A 19279-nucleotide genomic window follows, 5' to 3' on the forward strand; every position below is an offset into this window, starting at 1 on the left:
CTCTGATTTCCGTTGTACCGCGCTGACGATCGATCACGTCGCCGGGACACCGGTCGCGAGCGGCCGATCAACCTTGACGCCTTTGGCGCAAACGAGTTACAAAATGCGGCCGTTAGCCTCGCGGGTTTGCTTCGGTGCCTGATTTGGGCTTAGACGAGCGAGCGATGCGATCTGTCGACTTGTTATAGACGAGTGCTGGCAGTTTCTTGCCAGATTTGTTAGCGGACGTTTGAACCCGCGCGGTGCGACCATGAATCATCGAGTCCGTCAAGTACGGCAGGTCCTCGGTAAAGTGGTTCGTCGGTATGCCCCGGGCTTACGGCGTGCGCCTCATTCTGAGGTACCACAGGCGGTCCTGCCCTATGAGTACGCGAACGGGGCTGAAGACCTCGTGCTGCTGTTCAACGCCGCATATTACCGCGAGATGAATGCCGACCTGACTCTCCCCGGCGATCAGCTATTGTCGCATTTCCTTCTCCGCGGCTGGCGCGAAGGGCGCAGTCCGCACCCGATATTCGATCTGCCATTCTACGTGCGCACGAACGGTTGCTTCCTCGATCAGGAGGTAAATCCCGTGCAGCATTTTCTCGATCACGGTTGGCGCGAGGGGCGCAATCCCAATCGACTGTTCGACTGCCGGTACTATCTGCAAATTCATCCCGACGTTGCCGCGGCCGATATGAATCCGTTGCTGCACTATTTGCGCTACGGCAGCAAGGAACTGCGAGTCGGCGGACCGTTGTTCGATACCCGCAGCTATACCGAATTCCACCCCGAGTGCCTGACCTCGGGCGTTGATCCCATGAGCCACTATTTGTGGCGTGGCATCAGGTCGGGCTACGCCCCGTTGCCGCTCAGCCATTTACGTGTGCCGATGCTCACCAAGCGCCCGATACACGTACACGGCGCGGAGCTGCCCCTGGTCGCATGACATGATCGTTAAAACACCCCACGAACCACCGCTTCACCTGCGCATGATCTCCGCGAAAACGAATACTTTGATTGACGAGCTGCTGGACCGGCGTCGGGAGTATCACGCATACTTCGAACGGAACGCGACCACAGGCGACCGTCCCTTCGGCGACGTGGACTATGTGCTCGTCTGGCACCTGATCGCGCGCCTCGGAATCAAGTCGTTGCAAGTTGACGATGCCGGCGTGATGGAGCTATTTCGTGCGGCGCAGCCTGTCGAAGGTTCAACGACTCTGCAGATCTCGCTGGCTGCTGAGTACGACCGAGCCGCCCCAGCTGGTGCGCTTCTGCTATTCAATGCGCATGTCCGGCCCGCCGACGACTGGCTGGCCGACAGCACGTCGGAAAACTCGCTGGCCTTATGTTACGGGTTGACCGGCACGCTCGATGGATCGCTTGCGCAATCCTTGCAAGCCGTATTGCACGGCGGCGCCGACGTTGTGTTCCTGCCGTTGTTCGCGACAGCGCCGCCCTTATGGCGCGCGGCTTGCCTGCTGATCGCGGCGCGCAGCCGGCTCGTACAGCTCAACGGCATTGCGACGGAACTGACGAGTACGTTCTCGGGTGACGATTTGGACGCGTTACACCTGGCCGAAGAAAATCTCCGTCTGCGGGCCACGATTGGTCGGCTGTCGACGGCGGACACCAACCATGGGGAGCTTGTCCATTTGAAGTCTACAATTGCCACGCTTGAAGCACAGGTTGTGGCGCTGCGCCGCACGGCATTGGCGCAGGAAGAGTCGATCGCCGCGCTGCTTATGCCGGCCGGCGGCCAACGGTCGCCCGTAGGAAACAACGGTCATTCGCACGGCACGGCACGCTAAGTACGCGACGGAACTGCAAGCCTTCCAGATTTGACGCTACGGCGATGAGGATATCGGCTTTGTTGCACATACTATATCCGTCGGGCTTGAACTGGTTCTATGAAGCCATTGCGCACGAATTGCAAGAAGATCTAACCACTCTTGGCATTCGCTCAAGGCTTATCACGCCGCAGGAATTGCTCGGGTCCACGCGGCTTGAGATCGGTTCGCAACAAGGCATTCTCATCGTTAGCGCGGCCGAGTGCCTGTTCAGCCTCGCCGGGCCGGCCAACTCTTCGGCAGGTTTCGACGCCTGGACGAATCGATTGCGAGACAAGCTGAAGGAATTTCATCGTCGCATGTTGCTGAATTTGGACGGGATTCATACTTCCTGGTTCCAGAACCAAATGTCGCAAATCGGCGACGCGATGACGCATGTGCTCGACCTGGGTATGGTTCCGCAAACCACGCTGCCGAAGCTGGGTGGGTTGACTTACGTATGGATTCCCGAATCGTTCACGTTACGGCACCGGCAGAATCTCACGCCGTACGACGCGGACCGACCGATTCCGTGGACCATGGTTGGCCACGCCACGCAGGAACGCGCCGAGGTGGTCGACGCGCTTTCGAGAATGCTCGGCGCTGCCGGCACGCTGTTTCTGCCCCCGTTGCGTCCGTTCGGCAGCGATGGCGCGCGTAATCTATCGGAACAGTCGCTCGATCGGGTACTCGCTCGAACGCAATACTACGTCTGGGCCAGCCATCATCTTTCGCCCTACCACGAGTGTTTGCGAGCGCTGCACGCCGTCCGCAATGGCGCGGTCCCCGTGAAAATCGATCCGCTGTTCTACTTTTTGTTCCAGGAGATTCCCTGGGTCCATGCCAGCGTTGATGCGTTTCTGGCCGCGATCGAAACACAGGGGCGTCGGGTGCTGTACAACCGCGCGAAAGATTTCCTAATGGCTCGCGACACGTTCGGCTCACACGTGGCCGGCGCGCTGGGCTTGCGGACAACGCACAACGCCGCACGTGCGGACTCTGCGGACAATGTGCCACCGCCGCATGGAGCACGCGGCAATCGAGCCGCAGGCGAATGTGCAGCAGCGCGCGTGGCCCTGCTTACTGAGAACTAAGCGAATGCCGTCGGTGCGCCTGTGATTTACTTCGGCGAGTCCGTCGGCCGTGATACTCGACAGGAAATTTGCGTGATGCAAGCCTGCAAACGTACCGACGGGATTTCGATCTGTATTCCCAATTGGAATCATCGATCCTATTTGTATCGCAGCGTCGGCTGCGCACTGGCAACGGCTCGAGAGCTAGCCCGGCATGGCTTGGGTTGCGAAGTGTTGGTGATCGATGATGCTTCGCGCGATGGCTCACAGCGGTTGCTGCTGCGTTTGGCGATGATGGACGCCACCGGCTCGCTGCAGATTATCGCGAACGACGAGAATCGCGGCTTGGGCGCCGCGCGCAATCGGGGACTCCGCGAGTCTCGCTACAAATGGGTCTGCTTTCTCGACGCCGACAACGAACTGATTCCCGAGAACGTCTTTCATTTTTACCGCGCCGCCAAGGATACCGGAGCGGCGTTTACTTATGGAAATCTCGTTGTGCGGATCGGCGGCCCAGATGGGCCCGTCAGTGAAATCATCTCCAACGATTTTCTCAACGAATCCATTTTCGAACGCAACTACATCGATGCCATGGCCGTGGTCGACGCAGACCAGGCGCTGGCCGTGGGGGGCTACGTCGAGTCGCGGACGATGCCCGAGGACCTGGAGTTCGTGCTACACATGGCTGCCGAAGGGCGGCAGATCGTGATGCTGCCGATGCTGCTGGGGCATTGGTACCTGCACAAACAATCGCTGGGGCAAGATCGCGGCGCCGTCGATAACCCCAAGATCGATCGCATCTTCAACCAGCGCAAGGCGGGGTTGCCGTTGGGTTTCAAACCGCGCATGTACCATCCCGATGTGGGATATCTGGTCTGAAAACACGCTCTGCCGCTATGCCAGCAACTCCCACAGCGGCGTGCCATCGGCGACGCGCAGCGGTCGGCCAAAGCGATCGTGAATCTCGGTTTCGGGGGGTACTCCGAGCGCGTGATACAGCGTGGCGGCAAAATCGCCGGCCGTAACGGGCTTGTCCGCCGGGAAGGCGCCGATTTTGTCCGACGTGCCGTAGGTGCGGCCTCCCGCGATCCCGCCGCCGGCCAACAGTGCCGAGAAGACGTTGCCGTAATGATCGCGGCCGGCATCGCCGTTGATCTTGGGCGAACGGCCGAATTCACCGGTTACAGCGACCAATGTCTCGCCGAGTAAACCACGCTCGCCGAGGTCGCCCAACAACGCCGTCAGCCCGCGGTCGAGCGGCGGCAAGTTGTGATCGCGCAAACGCGGAAAGTTCGGCGTGTTTCCCACGTGATGGCCGTGCGTGTCCCAAGCGGCCACGGCCACCTTGTCGACGACGCCATTGTTATTGAATGCTTCCGGCTCCGATCGGTCGGGCCAGTACACTACCGTGGTCCGCACACCTGCCTCGACCAGGCGGCGGGCGAGCAGCATGCTCTGACCGAACACGTTTTGCCCGTAGCGCTCGCGCATCGCATCCGATTCGCGCTCGACGCGGAACGCTTCCAGGAACTTGGGGGACAGTAGCAAGTCGAACGCCCGCTCGTAAATCGTGGCCAACTCGCCGAGCGATTCGGTGCCGCGCTGGGCGGCGAGACTGTCGAGCAAGCGGCGGCGCGCCTGCAACCGACCGATGTCGACGCTTTCAGGCAGCGTGGCCAACGGCACGTCGAACACCGATCCCGCGCGCTTTGCCGGTTCGACGCGCCAGGGATCGAACGCGCGACCCAGGAAGCCGCCGTTTTGACCTGGCACGACATTCGTACTCGTCGAAATGTTCCAAGGGTACGACACAAAGGGGGTGGTACCCGGTGCGGTTGGACGCAATTTGCCGAGCACCGCGCCGTAATGCGGAAAATCGTCTTCGCGTGGCGGTACTTCGCCCAGGTTCATCGGCCGCCGGCCCGTCAGCATGGTGTGCGAGGCGGAACCGTGCGAGCTGTCGCCGTGGGTGAGCGAACGGATGATCGAGTACTTGTCGGCTTGCCGTGCCAAAAGTGGCAAGTGCTCGGTGATCTCGATGCCCGGCACGTTAGTGGCGATAGGCTGAAACTCGCCGCGGATCCCGCTGGGGGCTGCGGGCTTCATGTCCCACATGTCGATATGGCTGGGACCGCCAAAGAGATAGACGAGAATCAGCGATTTGGCCCTGCCAGACCCTGGCTGGCCATTTCCGGCGGGGCTGGCCTGCGCGATATCACCCAGCGAGGACAAGCCGCCGACCATGCCGCAACCGGCGGCCAGCCCGACGCGCAGCACATCGCGTCGCGACCACGCTTGTCGAACGTCGGGCGTACCACCGCGGATATAGAGCATGCGGAAGTTCCAGCATGGAAGCCAAGCACTTCAGGCGTTCAGGGGCCCGCAGGCACCGGCCTCATGCTAAAGCGGTCTGGCCGGGCCGTCAAACCAGATCGTAAACGCCCAAACGCCTCGAACTTCGTCGCGCATTACGCTGGCAGACGATCGGGCGGCGGGTTTTTTTCGCCGTCGGCGGGCATTACACTGGAGGTCGCGATACCTGCCTTGCTATCCCTCCCGATCAGGTTCTTCTCATGCGGCTTTGGTGTACCCGCCTCGTGATCGTCCTTGTCGCGGCCGTCGTAGCGGCGGCGCGGGCCGGCGCGGATGAGCCGGCGGCAGTTGATTTTGCCGGCCAGATCCGACCGCTGTTCGAGCAGCGCTGTTACAAGTGCCATGGTGGCGAGAAGCAGATTTCGGGCTACCGACTCGACGTGCGCTCGCGGGCCCTGGCAGGCGGAGAATCGGGCGAGACTCCCATCGTGCCAGGCAAGCCAGCCGACAGTCCCTTGATCGCGCGTCTCGCGAGCGACGACAAAGACCTGCGCATGCCTCCTGAGGGGGAACGCGTTTCACCTCAAGAGCTGGAATTGGTGCGTCGCTGGATCGGCGCCGGCGCCCCGTGGCCTGACGAACTGGCGGGCGAAGATCGACTGAAGAAACCGCACTGGGCGTTTCAGGCGCCCACACGCGGCGAACTGCCGACACCTCGCGATGCGCGTTGGGCACGTAGCCCGATCGACCAGTTCGTGCTCGCGCGATTAGAGTCGGAGGGGCTCGCGCATTCTCCAGAGGCGGATCGCGTCACAATGTTGCGTCGGCTGTCGCTCGATTTAATCGGTCTGCCTCCCACGATTGCCGACGTCGATACCTTCTTGGCCGACCGCGCCGATGGCGCGTACGAGCGGGCCGTCGAGCGCTTGTTGGCTTCGCCGCATTACGGCGAGCGTTGGGGACGCCACTGGCTCGATGCGGCGCGCTACGCCGACAGCGATGGCTATGAAAAAGACAAGCCGCGGCAGACCTGGTTCTATCGCGATTGGGTGGTTGGCGCGCTCAATCGCGATCTGCCTTACGATCAGTTCGTCATCGAGCAAATCGCCGGCGACCTGCTGCCCAATGCCAGCCAGGACCAGATCGTGGCCACGGGCTTTCTGCGCAATTCGATGACCAATGAAGAAGGGGGCATCGATCCCGAGCAGTTTCGCATGGAGGCGATGTTCGATCGCATGGATGCCGTTGGCAAAAGCATCCTCGGCCTGACGATCCAGTGCGCGCAGTGTCACAATCACAAATTCGATCCGCTCACGCAAGAAGACTATTACCGAACTTTCGCGCTGTTGAATGACGCGCACGAAGCGAACATCGCCGCCTACACGCCCGACGAGCAGATGCATCGGGCCGATGTGCTGCGACAGATTGCCGAGATCGAAGCCGACTTGAAGCAGCGTACGCCCGACTGGACCGAACAGTTGGCACGCTGGGAGGCGGCCGTTCGCGACGATCAACCGAATTGGGTCGTCGTCCAGCCCGAGGTCGACACCAGCGGCGGCGAAAAGCACCTGCCGCTGGATGATGGATCGATTCTCGCCCAAGGCTACGCGCCGACCAAGCACACGGTGCAGATCACGGCGCGGACCGAGGCGACGCCGATCGGAGCTTTCCGCCTGGAATTGCTGACGGACCCCAATCTGCCTTTGGGCGGACCCGGTCGATCGGTCTTGGGGACCGCGGCGCTCAGCGAATTCAATGTCGAGGTCGCGCCAGCCAATGCGCCAGAGAAAAAGCAGAAGGTCAAGCTGGTGGCAGCTACCGCCGACGTCAATCCATCGGAAACGCCGCTGGACAAAATCTTTGACGATCGCAGCAATAAGCGGCGCATCACGGGGCCGATCGCCTTTGCCATCGACGGCAATAACGACACGGCCTGGTGTACCGACAACGGGCCAGGCCGCCGCAACCAGCCGCGCAAGGCGGTGTTCGTCGTTGCCGAGCAGATCGTGCACGAAGGAGGAACGATCCTCACGTTCTCGTTGCTGCAGAACCATGGGGGATGGAACAGCGACGACAATCAGAACTATAACCTGGGGCGATTCCGCTTTTCCGTCACCGCCGCGCCAGCGGTAGTTGCTGATCCGTTACCGGCGCAGGTGCGGCAAATTCTGGCCGTGCCTAGCGCTGAGCGTTCGCCGCGTCAGCTCGACGCGCTGTTCAGCCACTGGCGCACGACGGTACCCACCTGGCAAGAGGCGAACGCCCGCATCGAAGAATTGTGGCGGTCGCATCCGGCCGGCGCCTCGCAATTGGCGCTGTTGCCGCGCGACATGCCGCGCGAAACGCATCTGCTCAAGCGCGGAGATTTTCTCAAACCAGACCGTGTCGTCACGCCGGGCGTGCCGGGCTTTCTGCATCCGTTGGCCGCCGATCAACCCGCCACGCGGCTGTCGTTCGCACGCTGGCTGGTCGACCGGCGTTCGCCGACCACAGCCCGGGCGCTGGTGAATCGAGTCTGGCAAGCCTATTTCGGTACAGGACTGGTAGCGACGAGTGAAGACCTGGGAACGCAAAGTGAGGCGCCGTCGCATCCACAGTTGCTGGATTGGCTGGCAGTCGATTTTATGGAGCGTGGCTGGAGCCTGAAGCAGTTGCATCGCTTGATAGTCACCTCGGCGACGTACCGGCAGGCGTCGCGTGTGTCGCCAGAGTTGCTGGCCCGCGATCCCTATAATCGTTTGCTCGCGCGCGGGGCGCGGTTCCGGGTCGAAGGTGAAGTCGTGCGCGATGTGGCGCTGGCGGCCAGCGGCCTGTTGAGCGCGCGGCTGGGTGGACCGAGCGTCTTTCCCCCGTTGCCCGAGTTCATGCTCTTGCCGCCGGTAAGTTACGGACCGAAAACGTGGCCATTGTCCACCGGCGAGGATCGGCATCGCCGCGCGCTGTATACGTTCCGCTATCGATCACTCCCCTATCCGGTCCTGCAAACGTTTGATGCACCTAACGGTGATTTCTCGTGCGTGCGGCGCGTTCGCTCGAATACTCCGCTGCAGGCCTTGGCCACGTTGAACGAGCCGGTGGCCGTCGAGTGTGCGCAAGCATTGGCCAGAAGAACGCTGACCGAAGCTGGACAGGCGGACGACGCGCGATTGACGTATGCCTTCCGCTTGTGCGTAGCCCGCGCCCCCACGCTCGACGAAGCGGCCGAACTGTCCCGATTCTATGTGCAGCAAAAAGAGCGGCTGTCGGCCGGCTGGCTGAATCCTTGGCAACTGCTCGGCCCGGCGACCGCAGAGACGACTGCACCGACGAATTTACCAGAAGGTTCGACCCCCACCGAGCTGGCTGCGTGGACGGCTGTGGCCCGCGTGTTGTTGAACCTGGACGAAACGATCACGAAAGAGTAGAGGCCACGCGATGAGCGGACAGAACAATGACACGCCGGCACGACGCTCAAAGTCATCTCGCCTCCGGGGAGATGGCCGGCCGAGCGGTACAAGTTCCGCTGCCGAGAATTCAAGACTCACGGCTCGTCGCTGGTTTTTGCGAGATTGCGGCGTGGGGCTGGGCTCGATCGCGCTCGCACAGTTGCTCGGCGCCGATGCAATGGCCGCCGATTCGCCAGCTGGCATGGCCGATCCGCTTGCCGCGCGCACTCCGCATCACGCGGCGAAAGCCAAGCAGGTAATCTTTCTGTTCATGGCCGGCGCACCCAGCCACCTGGAGCTGTTCGATTACAAGCCGCAGTTGGCCAAGTTCGATGGGCAACTCCCCCCCGCCGAATTGCTCAAAGGGTATCGCGCTGCCTTCATCAATCCGAATTCGAAGCTGCTGGGGCCGAAGTTCAAGTTCGCCCGCCACGGCCGCTGCGGCGCCGAAGTCTCGGAGTTGCTGCCGCATCTGTCGGAAATCGTCGACGACGTCACGATCGTCCGCTCGATGGTCACCGACGCGTTCAATCACGCGCCGGGACAGATCCTGATGAACACGGGCAGCCAACAGTTCGGCCGGCCCAGCGTGGGCGCCTGGACGTTGTATGGCCTGGGTAGCGAATCGCAGAACCTGCCGGGTTTTGTCGTCATGAACTCAGGCAAGAAGGGCCCCAGTGGCGGCAACTCGAACTGGGGAAGTGGCTTTCTGCCGACCGTCTATCAGGGTGTGGCGTTGCGCACCAGCGGCGAGCCGGTGCTGTATCTCTCGAACCCACCGGGCGTCGACCGGCAATTGCAGCGTGACTCGCTGGATACGCTGGGGCAGCTGAATCGGATGCGGCTGGACGTCGTAGGCGATCCGGAAATCTCGACACGCGTCAACTCGTTCGAAATGGCTTACCGCATGCAGGCCAGTGCTCCGGAACTGATGGAACTGGCACAGGAGTCGGCCGAGACGCTGGCCATGTACGGCGCCGATCCGGGCAAGCCATCGTTTGCTAACAATTGCTTGCTGGCCCGCCGGATGATCGAGCGCGGCGTGCGCTTCGTGCAGCTATTCCACGAGGCTTGGGATCAACATGGCAACTTGAAAGCGGATTTGCAAAAGAATTGCCAGGACACCGATCGCGCCACCGCCGCACTGGTGAAGGATCTCAAACAGCGCGGCCTGCTGGAAGACACCATTGTGATCTGGGGGGGCGAATTCGGCCGCACGCCGATGGTGCAGGGCGGCGACGACGGACGCGATCACCATCCCAATGCCTTCACCATGTGGCTGGCCGGCGGCGGGTTCAAGCCTGGCATCACGATCGGTGGCACCGACGACTTGGGCTTCAACGCGGTCGAAGAGCCCATTCATGTCCACGATCTGCATGCCACGATCCTGCACCAGTTGGGCTTTGACCACACCCGCTTGACGTACCGCTTTCAGGGGCGCGACTTCCGCCTGACCGACGTACACGGCCGGGTGGTGGAAAAATTGCTGGCGTAGCTCGCAACGGCACCGGCCAGGTGGCATAGCTCTCCCCCGCGCGAACCTGATACGTTATCCTCTGCGCGGCGAGAGAAACGATTGCACCCGACTACCTGGTCTCTCAGCGCGCCAGGATTATCCCATGTCCAAACCGGAAACCGGCTCTCGCAATTCGTGGGTCAACAAATTCCGCTGCGCTTTTCGCGGCGCAAAATTGGGGGTCCGCGGACAGAGCAGCTTTTCGGTCCATTTCTTCGTGGCTGCGGTGGTGATTGCGGCGGCGCTGGCGCTGGGAGCGACGATCGTCGATTGGTGTCTGCTGCTGGGGTGCATCACGATCGTGCTTAGCGTAGAGATGGTGAATTCGGCACTCGAACAACTGGCCAAGGCCGTCGACGACCGACCCAACATCCACATTCGCGATGCCCTGGATATCGGCAGCGGAGCGGTGCTGGTGGCCTCGATCGGCGCGATGGTCATTGGGGCCGTGGTCTTTCTCAATTTACTTGCGCAAAACCTGAACTGGTGAGGCCCATCCGTAAGGGGATCAGGCCGAAAAGCTTGAGCCGCCGGAGTCTGCTGTTACACTGAACCCAGCGGTTTTTTGCTTCCCCAAACCCTGCCCCAGCCTTCCGGCCCCGCTAGCCCGCCCTGGCCATTCACAATTGCGACGATCACCATGGCCGCACGCCATCGTCATTGCCCTGCCCGCCGAGTAGCACTGGCATTAGTGCTGGCGTTCTTTCCGGCCGCGCTCTGCGTGGCGGCCGATGAACCAGCGATCAAGTTCAATCGCGACATCCGCGCGATCCTGGCCGAGAATTGCTTCGCGTGTCACGGCCCCGACAAGGGCAAGCGGGCCGCCGACCTGCGGCTCGACACGCAGTCTGGCGCGACGGCCGATCTCAATGGTTCGCACGCCATCGTGCCAGGCAAGCCGGAAGAGAGCGAATTAATCAAGCGCATCACGAGCGAAGACGAAACGCTGCGCATGCCGCCTGCCGAGACCGGCAAGCATCTGACGCCGCGCGAGATCGAACTGTTGAAATCGTGGATCGCCGCGGGCGCCACTTGGCAGGAGCATTGGTCTTACACCGCGATCGAACGTCCGTCGGTATCGTCCGCCAATGCGGAGCTTCGCAATCCCATCGATGGCTTTCTCGCCACTCGATACGCCGCGACCGGCCTGGCGATGGCGCCCGAAGCCGATCGCGTGACGCTTGCCCGCCGGCTGTCGTTCGATCTGCTTGGTCTGCCGCCGACGGCGGAACAGGTCGCCTCGTTCGTGAGCGACGCTCGACCGGAAGCTTACGAGCAGTTGGTCGACGTACTCTTGGCCTCGCCGCACTACGGCGAACGGATGGCCATGTATTGGCTCGACCTGGTTCGCTATGCCGATACCACGGGCATTCACGGAGATAATCACCGCGACGTGGCCCCGTACCGCGACTATGTGATCGACTCGTTCAACGCCAACATGCCGTACGACAGGTTCGTCGTCGAACAGTTGGCCGGCGATTTGTTGCCCGACGCGACGCTCGCGCAAAAGGTTGCCTCGGGCTACAACCGCATGAACATGACGACGACCGAGGGGGGAGCGCAGCCGAAGGAATACATTGCCAAGTACGCCGCCGATCGGGTACGCAACGCCTCGACCGTGTATCTCGGCGTCACGATGGGCTGCGCCGAATGCCACGATCACAAGTTCGACCCGTTTACGACTAAGGACTTCTACAGCTTTGCGGCGTTCTTTGCTGATGTGCAGGAACAGGCCGTCGCACTGCCGGGGCCAGCCGTGCCGGTTCCGTCGGCCGAGCAAGAAAAACGTCTGGCCGAGCTGGACGCGCAGATCGCCAAGGTCCGCCTCACGCTCGACACGCAAACTCCGGATCTCGATTACGCACAGCTGGCCTGGGAAGCGCAAGCGCGCGAGCAATTGGCCCATCCGCCGCAACTGGGCGGGTGGCATGCCCTGGGACCATTTGCGGCCGAAAGCTATGAGAAGGCGCTGGACACGGCATTTGGTCCCGAGAACGGCGTCGACCTTTCGGCCGTGTTTGCCGATGGTGCGCTGCGCTGGATGCCACACGCTGAGTGGGCCGATAGTGCGGTGATCAATCTGCCTGGAGATCGCGGAGCGACGTATCTTTATCGGGCGATCGAGGCGCCGCGGGCCATGCCGCTGGTCCTGTCGCTCGGCTGCAAAGACGGATTGCGCGTGTGGCACGACGGCAAGGAAGCGTTCGCCCAGCGTGCCAAACGGGCTGCCGCTGCCGACCAGGACAAGGTCACCCTGCCATTGCACCCTGGTACGAACCATTTGCTATTGAAGGTGGCCAGCGCCGGCGGTGCGAGCGGGTTTTACTTCCGCGTAAGCGAGGGGGACGTGCCCGCGGCCATTGTGCCCATCGTCGGCAAGCCGGCGACCGACCGCAACGATGAGGAAAAGAAAACGATCGCGACCTACCATCGTGGGATCGCGCCCTTGTTGAATCCCGCGCGCGACGAGCAGGCGAAGCTCGCCGCGCAGCGCAAAGATGTCGACGCCAGAGTGCTGCGGACTCTGGTCGCCATGGCGGGCGAGCCGCGCATGATGCGCGTGTTGCCGCGCGGCAACTGGCTTAACGAATCGGGCGAGATTGTCTCGCCGAACGTACCGGGCTTTCTCAAGCCACTGGCCATCGAATCGCGTCGGGCCACGCGACTCGATCTCGCCCGGTGGATGGTCTCGCGCGATAACCCACTCGTCGCACGAGTGCTGGTCAACCGTCTGTGGAAGCTGGCGTTCGGGCGCGGCCTGGCAGCGCCGCTCGACGATCTGGGCGCCCAAGGATCTTGGCCCACGCATCTGGAATTGATCGATTGGTTGGCAGCCGAGCTGATCGACAGTGGTTGGAACGTGAAACATGTGTGGCGGCAGATCGTCACGTCGCAAGCGTATCGACAGTCGTCGCACGTGACGGCCGAGGCGCAACAGAAGGACCCTTACAACTTGCTCGTGGCCAGGCAGGGGCGTTTCCGCCTGGATGCCGAGATGGTCCGCGACGATGCCCTAGCCGTCAGCGGCTTATTGGTTCCGACGATCGGCGGTCGCAGCGTGCGGCCCTATCAACCGCGAGGGTATTGGGCCCATCTGAACTTCCCGGTTCGCGAATACGAAGCAGACCACGGTGCTGATCTCTACCGTCGTGGACTGTACACCTATTGGTGCCGTACGTTCTTGCATCCGAGTCTACTGGCGTTCGATGCCCCCTCACGCGAGGAATGCACCGCCGAGCGGAATCGGTCGAACACGCCGACCCAGGCTTTGGTACTGTTGAACGACCCCATCTTTGTCGAAGCGGCACGCGTGTTCGCCGAGAGGACAATGCGCCAGGGAGGTGCCGACACGCCGCAGCGGATCGATTGGGCGGTGCGTCGCGCGCTGTCACGCGCGCCGACGCAGGATGAGCTAACCGTACTGGCCGATTTGCACGAGCGGCACAGACGGTATTACCTCGGCAATGTCGAAGAAGCCCGCAAGCTGCTGACCGTGGGCGAAACTCCCGCGCCGCAGGATATCGACGCGGCCGAATTGGCTGCCTGGACGTCGGTCGCACGGACGATTCTAAATTTGCACGAGACGATCACGCGGTACTAAACCTATGAACGGTCACAATCGCGGCAATACGTTCGACGTCGCTGCAATTAAGCAAGAAATTTGCCGGCGCACGTTCCTGGCACGAGGCGGAGCGAGCGTCGGGGCGTTGGCGCTAGCGGCCATGGGCAATCCCGCGCTGCTGCGTGGCGGTGACGCGGCCGTGCGCAGTGCTGCTCTACCGAGCGAGGCACCGTGGTCGGGCGTGGTGAGGCCGCTGCACTTTGCGCCGCGGGCCAAGCGCATCATTTATCTCTACATGGCCGGTGGTCCGTCGCACCTCGAGACGTTCGACTACAAGCCGAAGCTGGCCGAGATGAGCGGCCAGCCCATGCCCGAGTCGTTCACCGCCGGGCAGCCGATCGCGCAATTGCAGAACGCGAAGCTGACCTGTCTCGCGCCGCAACATACGTTTGTGCGCTGTGGCCAATCGGGCCAGCACATCTCGAGCGTCTTTCCGCGACTGGCGGAAGTGGCCGACGAGATGTGCATCATTCGCTCGCTGCACACCGACGCGATCAATCACGATCCGGCCCACACGTTCATGAATACGGGCACCACGATCTCGGGGCGCCCCTCGATGGGGGCCTGGCTGACGTACGGGCTGGGAAGCGACAGCCAGGATCTGCCCGGTTTTGTCGTGATGACCTCGCTGGGTAAATTTGGCCAGGCGCAGCCGATCGCGGCCCGGATGTGGAATAGCGGATTTCTGCCGAGTCGTTTTCAGGGGGTTGAATTTCGCTCCAAGGGAGACGCGGTACTGTATCTAGGCAATCCGCCCGGAGTCGATCGCCAGCGGCAGAGCGACGTGGTAGAAGCCGTGAAGGCGCTGAACGCTCAGGGCAACCAGGTGCTGGACGATCCGGAGATCGCCACCCGAGTCAGCCAATACGAAATGGCGTTTCGCATGCAGGCCAGCGTGCCGCATCTGCTGGACGTGTCGGACGAACCGGCGCACGTTATGGAAATGTACGGCACGCCCGGAGCCGATGGTTCGTTCGCTGCGAATTGCCTGCTGGCCCGTCGATTGGCCGAGCGTGGCGTGCGTTTCATCCAGCTTTATCACCGCGATTGGGACCATCACGGCAGCGTCAAGGAACACGTCAAGGGCACGGCGGCCGAGGTCGATCGTGGGGCGATGGCCTTGATTCGCGATTTGAAGCAGCGCGGCATGCTCGACGAAACGTTGATCGTTTACGGCGGCGAATTTGGCCGCACTCCCATGGCGCAGGGCAACGGCCGTGACCATCACATGCAGGGCTTTTCGATGTGGTTGGCCGGCGGCGGCATTCGCGGCGGCATCAGCCACGGTGCCACCGACGAGCTGGGCTACAAGGCGGTCGAAAATCCCGTTCACGTCAATGATCTGCATGCCACGATGCTGCACCTCTTCGGCATCGATCACTCGCGGCTGACGTACCGCTTTCAAGGCAGGAACTTCCGCCTCACCGACGTCGCCGGCCAGGTCATTCGGCCGATCCTGGCCTAAGAAACGTGCCACGCCGTGCGGCGGCCGACGCGCGAACCTCGCGAGTCGGGGGTACGTCTCTCTTCATGTAGGGCCGGCGCGATGGATCGCAGCCGCTATTGCCCTTTTCGCCAGCCGGATTTTTTCGCCCAGGTTATCGCGATGCATTTCATGGTCAAACGTACGCCGAACGCTGACATGACGGTGGACACGTGCGCCGGCACGCTACTCCGCGATCGTGCGCAGCGCGGCATCTCGCATCCTCCTCCCGGGTGAAACGCGGCTCTACGGGTCCTGCTGGATTCTTCCAGGCCCGCTTCGCCGCCAGGCGAGGCGGGCCTTTTTTGTTGGCCTGTCGCGATGCGCGAAGTCAACGACGCGATTGCCACCCCCCCGCGCAGAGGAATCACAAAACTGCAGGAACCACTTGTTTCCATCACATCCAGCCGACCAACACCGCGCAACGCGGCCGGGTCGCATCGATAGGGAGTCTTCCAATGATCTTCAGTCACTTTCAACCACCAACGCAACAAAAGGCATCCGCGGCCGCGCTGCGGCGGAAATTCCTGCGCGAGACTGAATCGTTTCTGGCCAAAGAATTGCGACTGCGCGACACCCAATGGCCCACCAAAACGCGCCGCTTGAGAAGCCGGTTATTCGCAGGCCGTTAAACCGGCTGGGCACACGAGGCTGTACCGCGCGGCGACGACGCCCACAGCCAGCAAATAACTGATCTTGCACGCGGCCGACAGATGAACTATTTACACGCCTTCCCCTCAGAGTTTTTGCGCCGTTCTGGCGTAGTTGCGTCCGTGCGCTTGTGTAAACGGGCTTGGACGCGCAGCGGCTGATTCCGCGCGCTCTCCCAAACCACATCCAAGGTCAGAAATTTTCATCGCTCGAGGCAGGCCATGCTTTTCGCTGCGCGCCGCACAAACGCCTGGCGCGGGAAAGATAGCCGGAATCGCCGCGCCATCGGCGTGTCGGTAGCAATGCTCCGTCATGGTTTGGCCTGCGCAACGATGGCAATGCTAGCGATCGTTGCGGCTTCGGCGCGGGCCGACGAGACAACGTACACCGCCCTGGTCGAGGCGGATCATGTGCATGTGCGCAGCGGTCCGGGAACCGGGTACTACGCCACCGAAATTCTGCGACATGGCGACCGCGTGGAAGTCTGCGGGCACGACGCCGGTGGCTGGTGCCGCGTGCGGCCGCCGGCTGGCAGCTTCAGTTGGGTGCCCGCCGAAGCGATCGCCTTACAACGCGACGGCACGGCCCGCGTTGTTCGTCATCGGACCGAGGCCGGCGTCGGCAGCCGCTTCGACGAGCGTCGCGATGTCGTTCAGGTGCTACTCGATCGCGATGAGACGGTGGAGCTTTCGATCGAACAACCTCCCGTGACGCCTGGCACGGAACCCACCTGGTACAAAATCACACCTCCGGCGGGCGAGTTTCGCTGGATTCACGAGCAGTATCTGCGACCCGACGCGACCGTCGGCCACGAACGCCGCAGCGAACGCATTCCGTATGATACGTCTTCCCGGGCTGGCGATCGCGTCGCGCTAGTCGGCTACGAGGACGAGTTGGCCGAACCGGAATTACTCGACGAACCACGCGCCACGCGGTTGCCGGCGACGATGAGCGAAGAGCGGCCCGTGTCCGCGACGCTCGACGATTTGGAATTGGCAGTCGCCGCCCTTACAGCCGGCCGGCCGGTCGCCAAGGATGCCGGCGCGCTTGAGGCCGAGGCCCGCGAGGCCTGGCGTCGCGCGCGTACGGCCAGCGATCGCAACCGTGCGGAGATACTTGTCCGCCGCACCAGTCGCCTGGCCGGGCAAGCGAGTGGTGTGACACCGATCCCGGCCGAGATACCGTTAGTAGGAAGCTTTGCCGCCGTAACACAGTATCTGGTGGCACCGGTCAGCAGTCCCTTCCAGAATCCATTTCGGCCGCGCGCGGTGGCCACGTCGCCTGTTTCTTGCGGAACACCGCCGACCGCTCCGATGTACGCCGCTCCACCCGCTATGGTTGGTCCGGCGTATTCGCCTCCGCCCCCCATGTTTCCCTATGCGCCACCAGGGCCGAGACATTACCTCAGCCTCGATGCGTTGGGCTGGTGGGTCCAAGGAGATCACGTTCCGGCGCTGGCTACGACCAGCCCCATTGGCACGCCACAAACGAGTGCTGGCATTTTGGGACTGCCAACAACGAGCGTCTTGTTCGGCAACCAAACGGTCAATACGGGCATCCGGCCCGGCGGGCGCGTGCAAGGAGGGATCTGGGTCGACGACGCCCAGACGTTCGCCTTCGAAGGCCACTATTACGCGCTGGCCACGGCCTCGACGGACTATAACGCGACTTCGACGTTCGGTTCCGGTTCCACGGGCACGATACTGGCGCGACCGTTCTTCAACGACAACCCGGCGGTGAATCATGCCAGTTCGCTGATCGTGGCATTTCCCGGATTCATGCCCGCGCCGCCGGCGACGATCGCCGTTAACGTCAACGGTTCGATCAAAATCAACGAGACCAGCAACATTCAATCGGCCGGCGGCGGCGGCCGACTATCGTTGAGCCAGTACACTTCGCCGGTACGATTCTTTCTTGTAGGCGGCTATCGATTTTTCAACGTGGCCGAATCGTTGTTCGTCGCCAGCACATCGTCCCCTCCGACCGAAACGTTTTTGGCGGGTTCGCGCGTGATGACTTCCGACTACTTTGCCACCAGCAATGTCTTCAACGGTGGCGACATCGGTTTGGGAACGGAGCTGCGCCTGCGCCGCTGGTGGTTCGGCGGCGAGACGCGCGTGGCGATGGGCAATATGCAAGAGACGCTGACCGTCGACGGCGCGACGGCCGCGATTGCTGGCCCGTTCAAGGCGCAATACGTAGGCGGATTGCTGACACAGGCCTCGAACATCGGCACCTTCACGAGCAACCACTTCGCGGTCATTCCGAGCGTCGATCTCAAGCTCGGCTATCAGGTCTTTCCCGCCATGCGGCTGACGGTGGGCTACAACTTCACTTGGGTCTCGCGGGTGATTCGCCCCGGGGCGCAGGTCGATACGACGGTCAACACTTCGCAAGTCGCCGGCGGCACGCTCGTCGGGCCGGCCCATCCTCAGAACACATTCAGCCAGTCGAGCCTTTGGCTGCAGGGAGTGACAGGGGGCCTTGAGTTCACGTTCTGACGCGCTTCTTGCCGGTTTGACGCGTAACCTACCTCCAGGGGGTGCGCCGCTGGAAGCAGCTTCTCTGTACGTTCGGCCGCGCAGTTGGGGTCGCGCGTTAGGAACGGCGAAAAACCCGGCAAATATGCCTGATTCCGCACTCTTTGCACGAGCTAAACCCATTTGGGTGAACTCTTTGAAACCCGGACGCGTCTTAAGGAGTAGCCCCTGGTAGCCGAAAGACCGGCGGCATTTTTCCTACTCTTATGTAATTTTCGATTTTCCCCCTTGTGAAAAGCACCTCGATGACTGCAAACTGCGGACATAAGCGTTCCCCCCGCCGGGCAGCCCCGACACGGCGTGCTCAGCGACCGCGGGACACGGAAGGTACCCCCCGCACCAGGCCGTCTGGCCGGTCGCCGACCGTCGGCACTCGTCAGAAGGCCGCCAAAGCCCCCCGCCAAGAGTCCATGAGCAAGACCGAGTTGACCAAGTCCGAGACCAAGAAGACCCGGCGTCGCCCCTGGCGGCATCCGACCGTTCGCGGCATCAAGGTCCCCTATTCGGCAGCGGCTGCCATCTCGCTAATGGAGATGGGCATCACCGACTACGAACGCATCGCCGCGGCGGTGGGCCTGAACGCAGCGGAAGTCGAACGTATCGACATGGCCGAAGATAAGGCGATCCGCCAGCTTTGCCTGGCCGGTGTGCCCTATGGCCACTACTTCACGCTCGAGAGCCACATCCGTTGCCCCAAATGCAGCGGCATGATTACGCTCGCCCCGTGCGTGGCCTGCGATACGCCTAGTGCCTCGCGTCCGCCGCTGCCGGAAAACGCTCCGCAGAGCGCCTAGGATCGGCCTAGACGTATCGTGGAAAAGTCGCAAGAGCGGCGTTCGCTT

13 protein-coding genes are annotated in these 19279 nt (G+C 62.3%); 12 read left to right on the forward strand and 1 reads right to left on the reverse strand.

Features of this window, described 5'->3' with window-relative positions; all coding sequences use genetic code 11:
- The first annotated feature begins 250 nt into the window (after positions 1–250).
- The 4 genes from VGG64_23280 to VGG64_23295 all read left to right on the forward strand — a co-directional run bounded on the left by VGG64_23280 (position 251) and on the right by VGG64_23295 (position 3766).
- Complete coding sequence (locus VGG64_23280) at positions 251–931, forward strand: hypothetical protein (GenBank protein HEY1602546.1); 681 nt, start codon at positions 251–253, stop codon at positions 929–931.
- Between the two features lies 1 nt (position 932).
- On the forward strand, positions 933–1796 hold the full coding sequence (locus tag VGG64_23285) for a hypothetical protein (protein ID HEY1602547.1): 864 nt from the start codon (positions 933–935) through the stop codon (positions 1794–1796).
- Between the two features lie 59 nt (positions 1797–1855).
- The gene (locus tag VGG64_23290) at positions 1856–2908 is read left to right on the forward strand and encodes a hypothetical protein (GenBank protein HEY1602548.1); all 1053 of its coding nucleotides are present in this window, start codon (positions 1856–1858) and stop codon (positions 2906–2908) included.
- A gap of 75 nt (positions 2909–2983) precedes the next feature.
- Positions 2984–3766, forward strand: a complete 783-nt coding sequence (locus VGG64_23295; protein ID HEY1602549.1) for a glycosyltransferase family 2 protein — start codon at positions 2984–2986, stop codon at positions 3764–3766.
- Between the two features lie 15 nt (positions 3767–3781).
- On the opposite strand, the gene VGG64_23300 is transcribed toward VGG64_23295, so the two are convergent.
- The gene (locus tag VGG64_23300) at positions 3782–5221 is read right to left on the reverse strand and encodes a DUF1501 domain-containing protein (protein HEY1602550.1); all 1440 of its coding nucleotides are present in this window, start codon (positions 5219–5221) and stop codon (positions 3782–3784) included.
- 239 nt (positions 5222–5460) lie between these two features.
- On the opposite strand from VGG64_23300, the gene VGG64_23305 reads away from it, so the two are divergent.
- The 8 genes from VGG64_23305 to VGG64_23340 all read left to right on the forward strand — a co-directional run bounded on the left by VGG64_23305 (position 5461) and on the right by VGG64_23340 (position 19231).
- Positions 5461–8604 (forward strand): PSD1 and planctomycete cytochrome C domain-containing protein, encoded by a 3144-nt coding sequence (locus tag VGG64_23305; GenBank protein HEY1602551.1) that lies wholly within the window; start codon positions 5461–5463, stop codon positions 8602–8604.
- A gap of 10 nt (positions 8605–8614) precedes the next feature.
- On the forward strand, positions 8615–10120 hold the full coding sequence (locus VGG64_23310; protein ID HEY1602552.1) for a DUF1501 domain-containing protein: 1506 nt from the start codon (positions 8615–8617) through the stop codon (positions 10118–10120).
- Between the two features lie 124 nt (positions 10121–10244).
- Positions 10245–10631 carry a diacylglycerol kinase gene (locus VGG64_23315; protein ID HEY1602553.1) on the forward strand — a complete coding sequence of 129 codons (387 nt, stop codon included), beginning with the start codon at positions 10245–10247 and terminating at the stop codon, positions 10629–10631.
- A gap of 150 nt (positions 10632–10781) precedes the next feature.
- Entirely contained in the window at positions 10782–13742 is a 2961-nt protein-coding gene (locus VGG64_23320) for a PSD1 and planctomycete cytochrome C domain-containing protein (protein ID HEY1602554.1), read from the forward strand.
- A 4-nt stretch (positions 13743–13746) separates the two neighbouring features.
- Positions 13747–15228 (forward strand): DUF1501 domain-containing protein, encoded by a 1482-nt coding sequence (locus VGG64_23325; protein HEY1602555.1) that lies wholly within the window; start codon positions 13747–13749, stop codon positions 15226–15228.
- 476 nt (positions 15229–15704) lie between these two features.
- Positions 15705–15878, forward strand: a complete 174-nt coding sequence (locus VGG64_23330; GenBank protein ID HEY1602556.1) for a hypothetical protein — start codon at positions 15705–15707, stop codon at positions 15876–15878.
- A gap of 357 nt (positions 15879–16235) precedes the next feature.
- On the forward strand, positions 16236–18398 hold the full coding sequence (locus VGG64_23335; GenBank protein HEY1602557.1) for a BBP7 family outer membrane beta-barrel protein: 2163 nt from the start codon (positions 16236–16238) through the stop codon (positions 18396–18398).
- A gap of 449 nt (positions 18399–18847) precedes the next feature.
- Entirely contained in the window at positions 18848–19231 is a 384-nt protein-coding gene (locus VGG64_23340) for a hypothetical protein (protein HEY1602558.1), read from the forward strand.
- The last annotated feature ends 48 nt before the right edge of the window (positions 19232–19279 follow it).

Source organism: Pirellulales bacterium (genome assembly GCA_036490175.1).
GTDB lineage: Bacteria > Planctomycetota > Planctomycetia > Pirellulales > JACPPG01 > JACPPG01.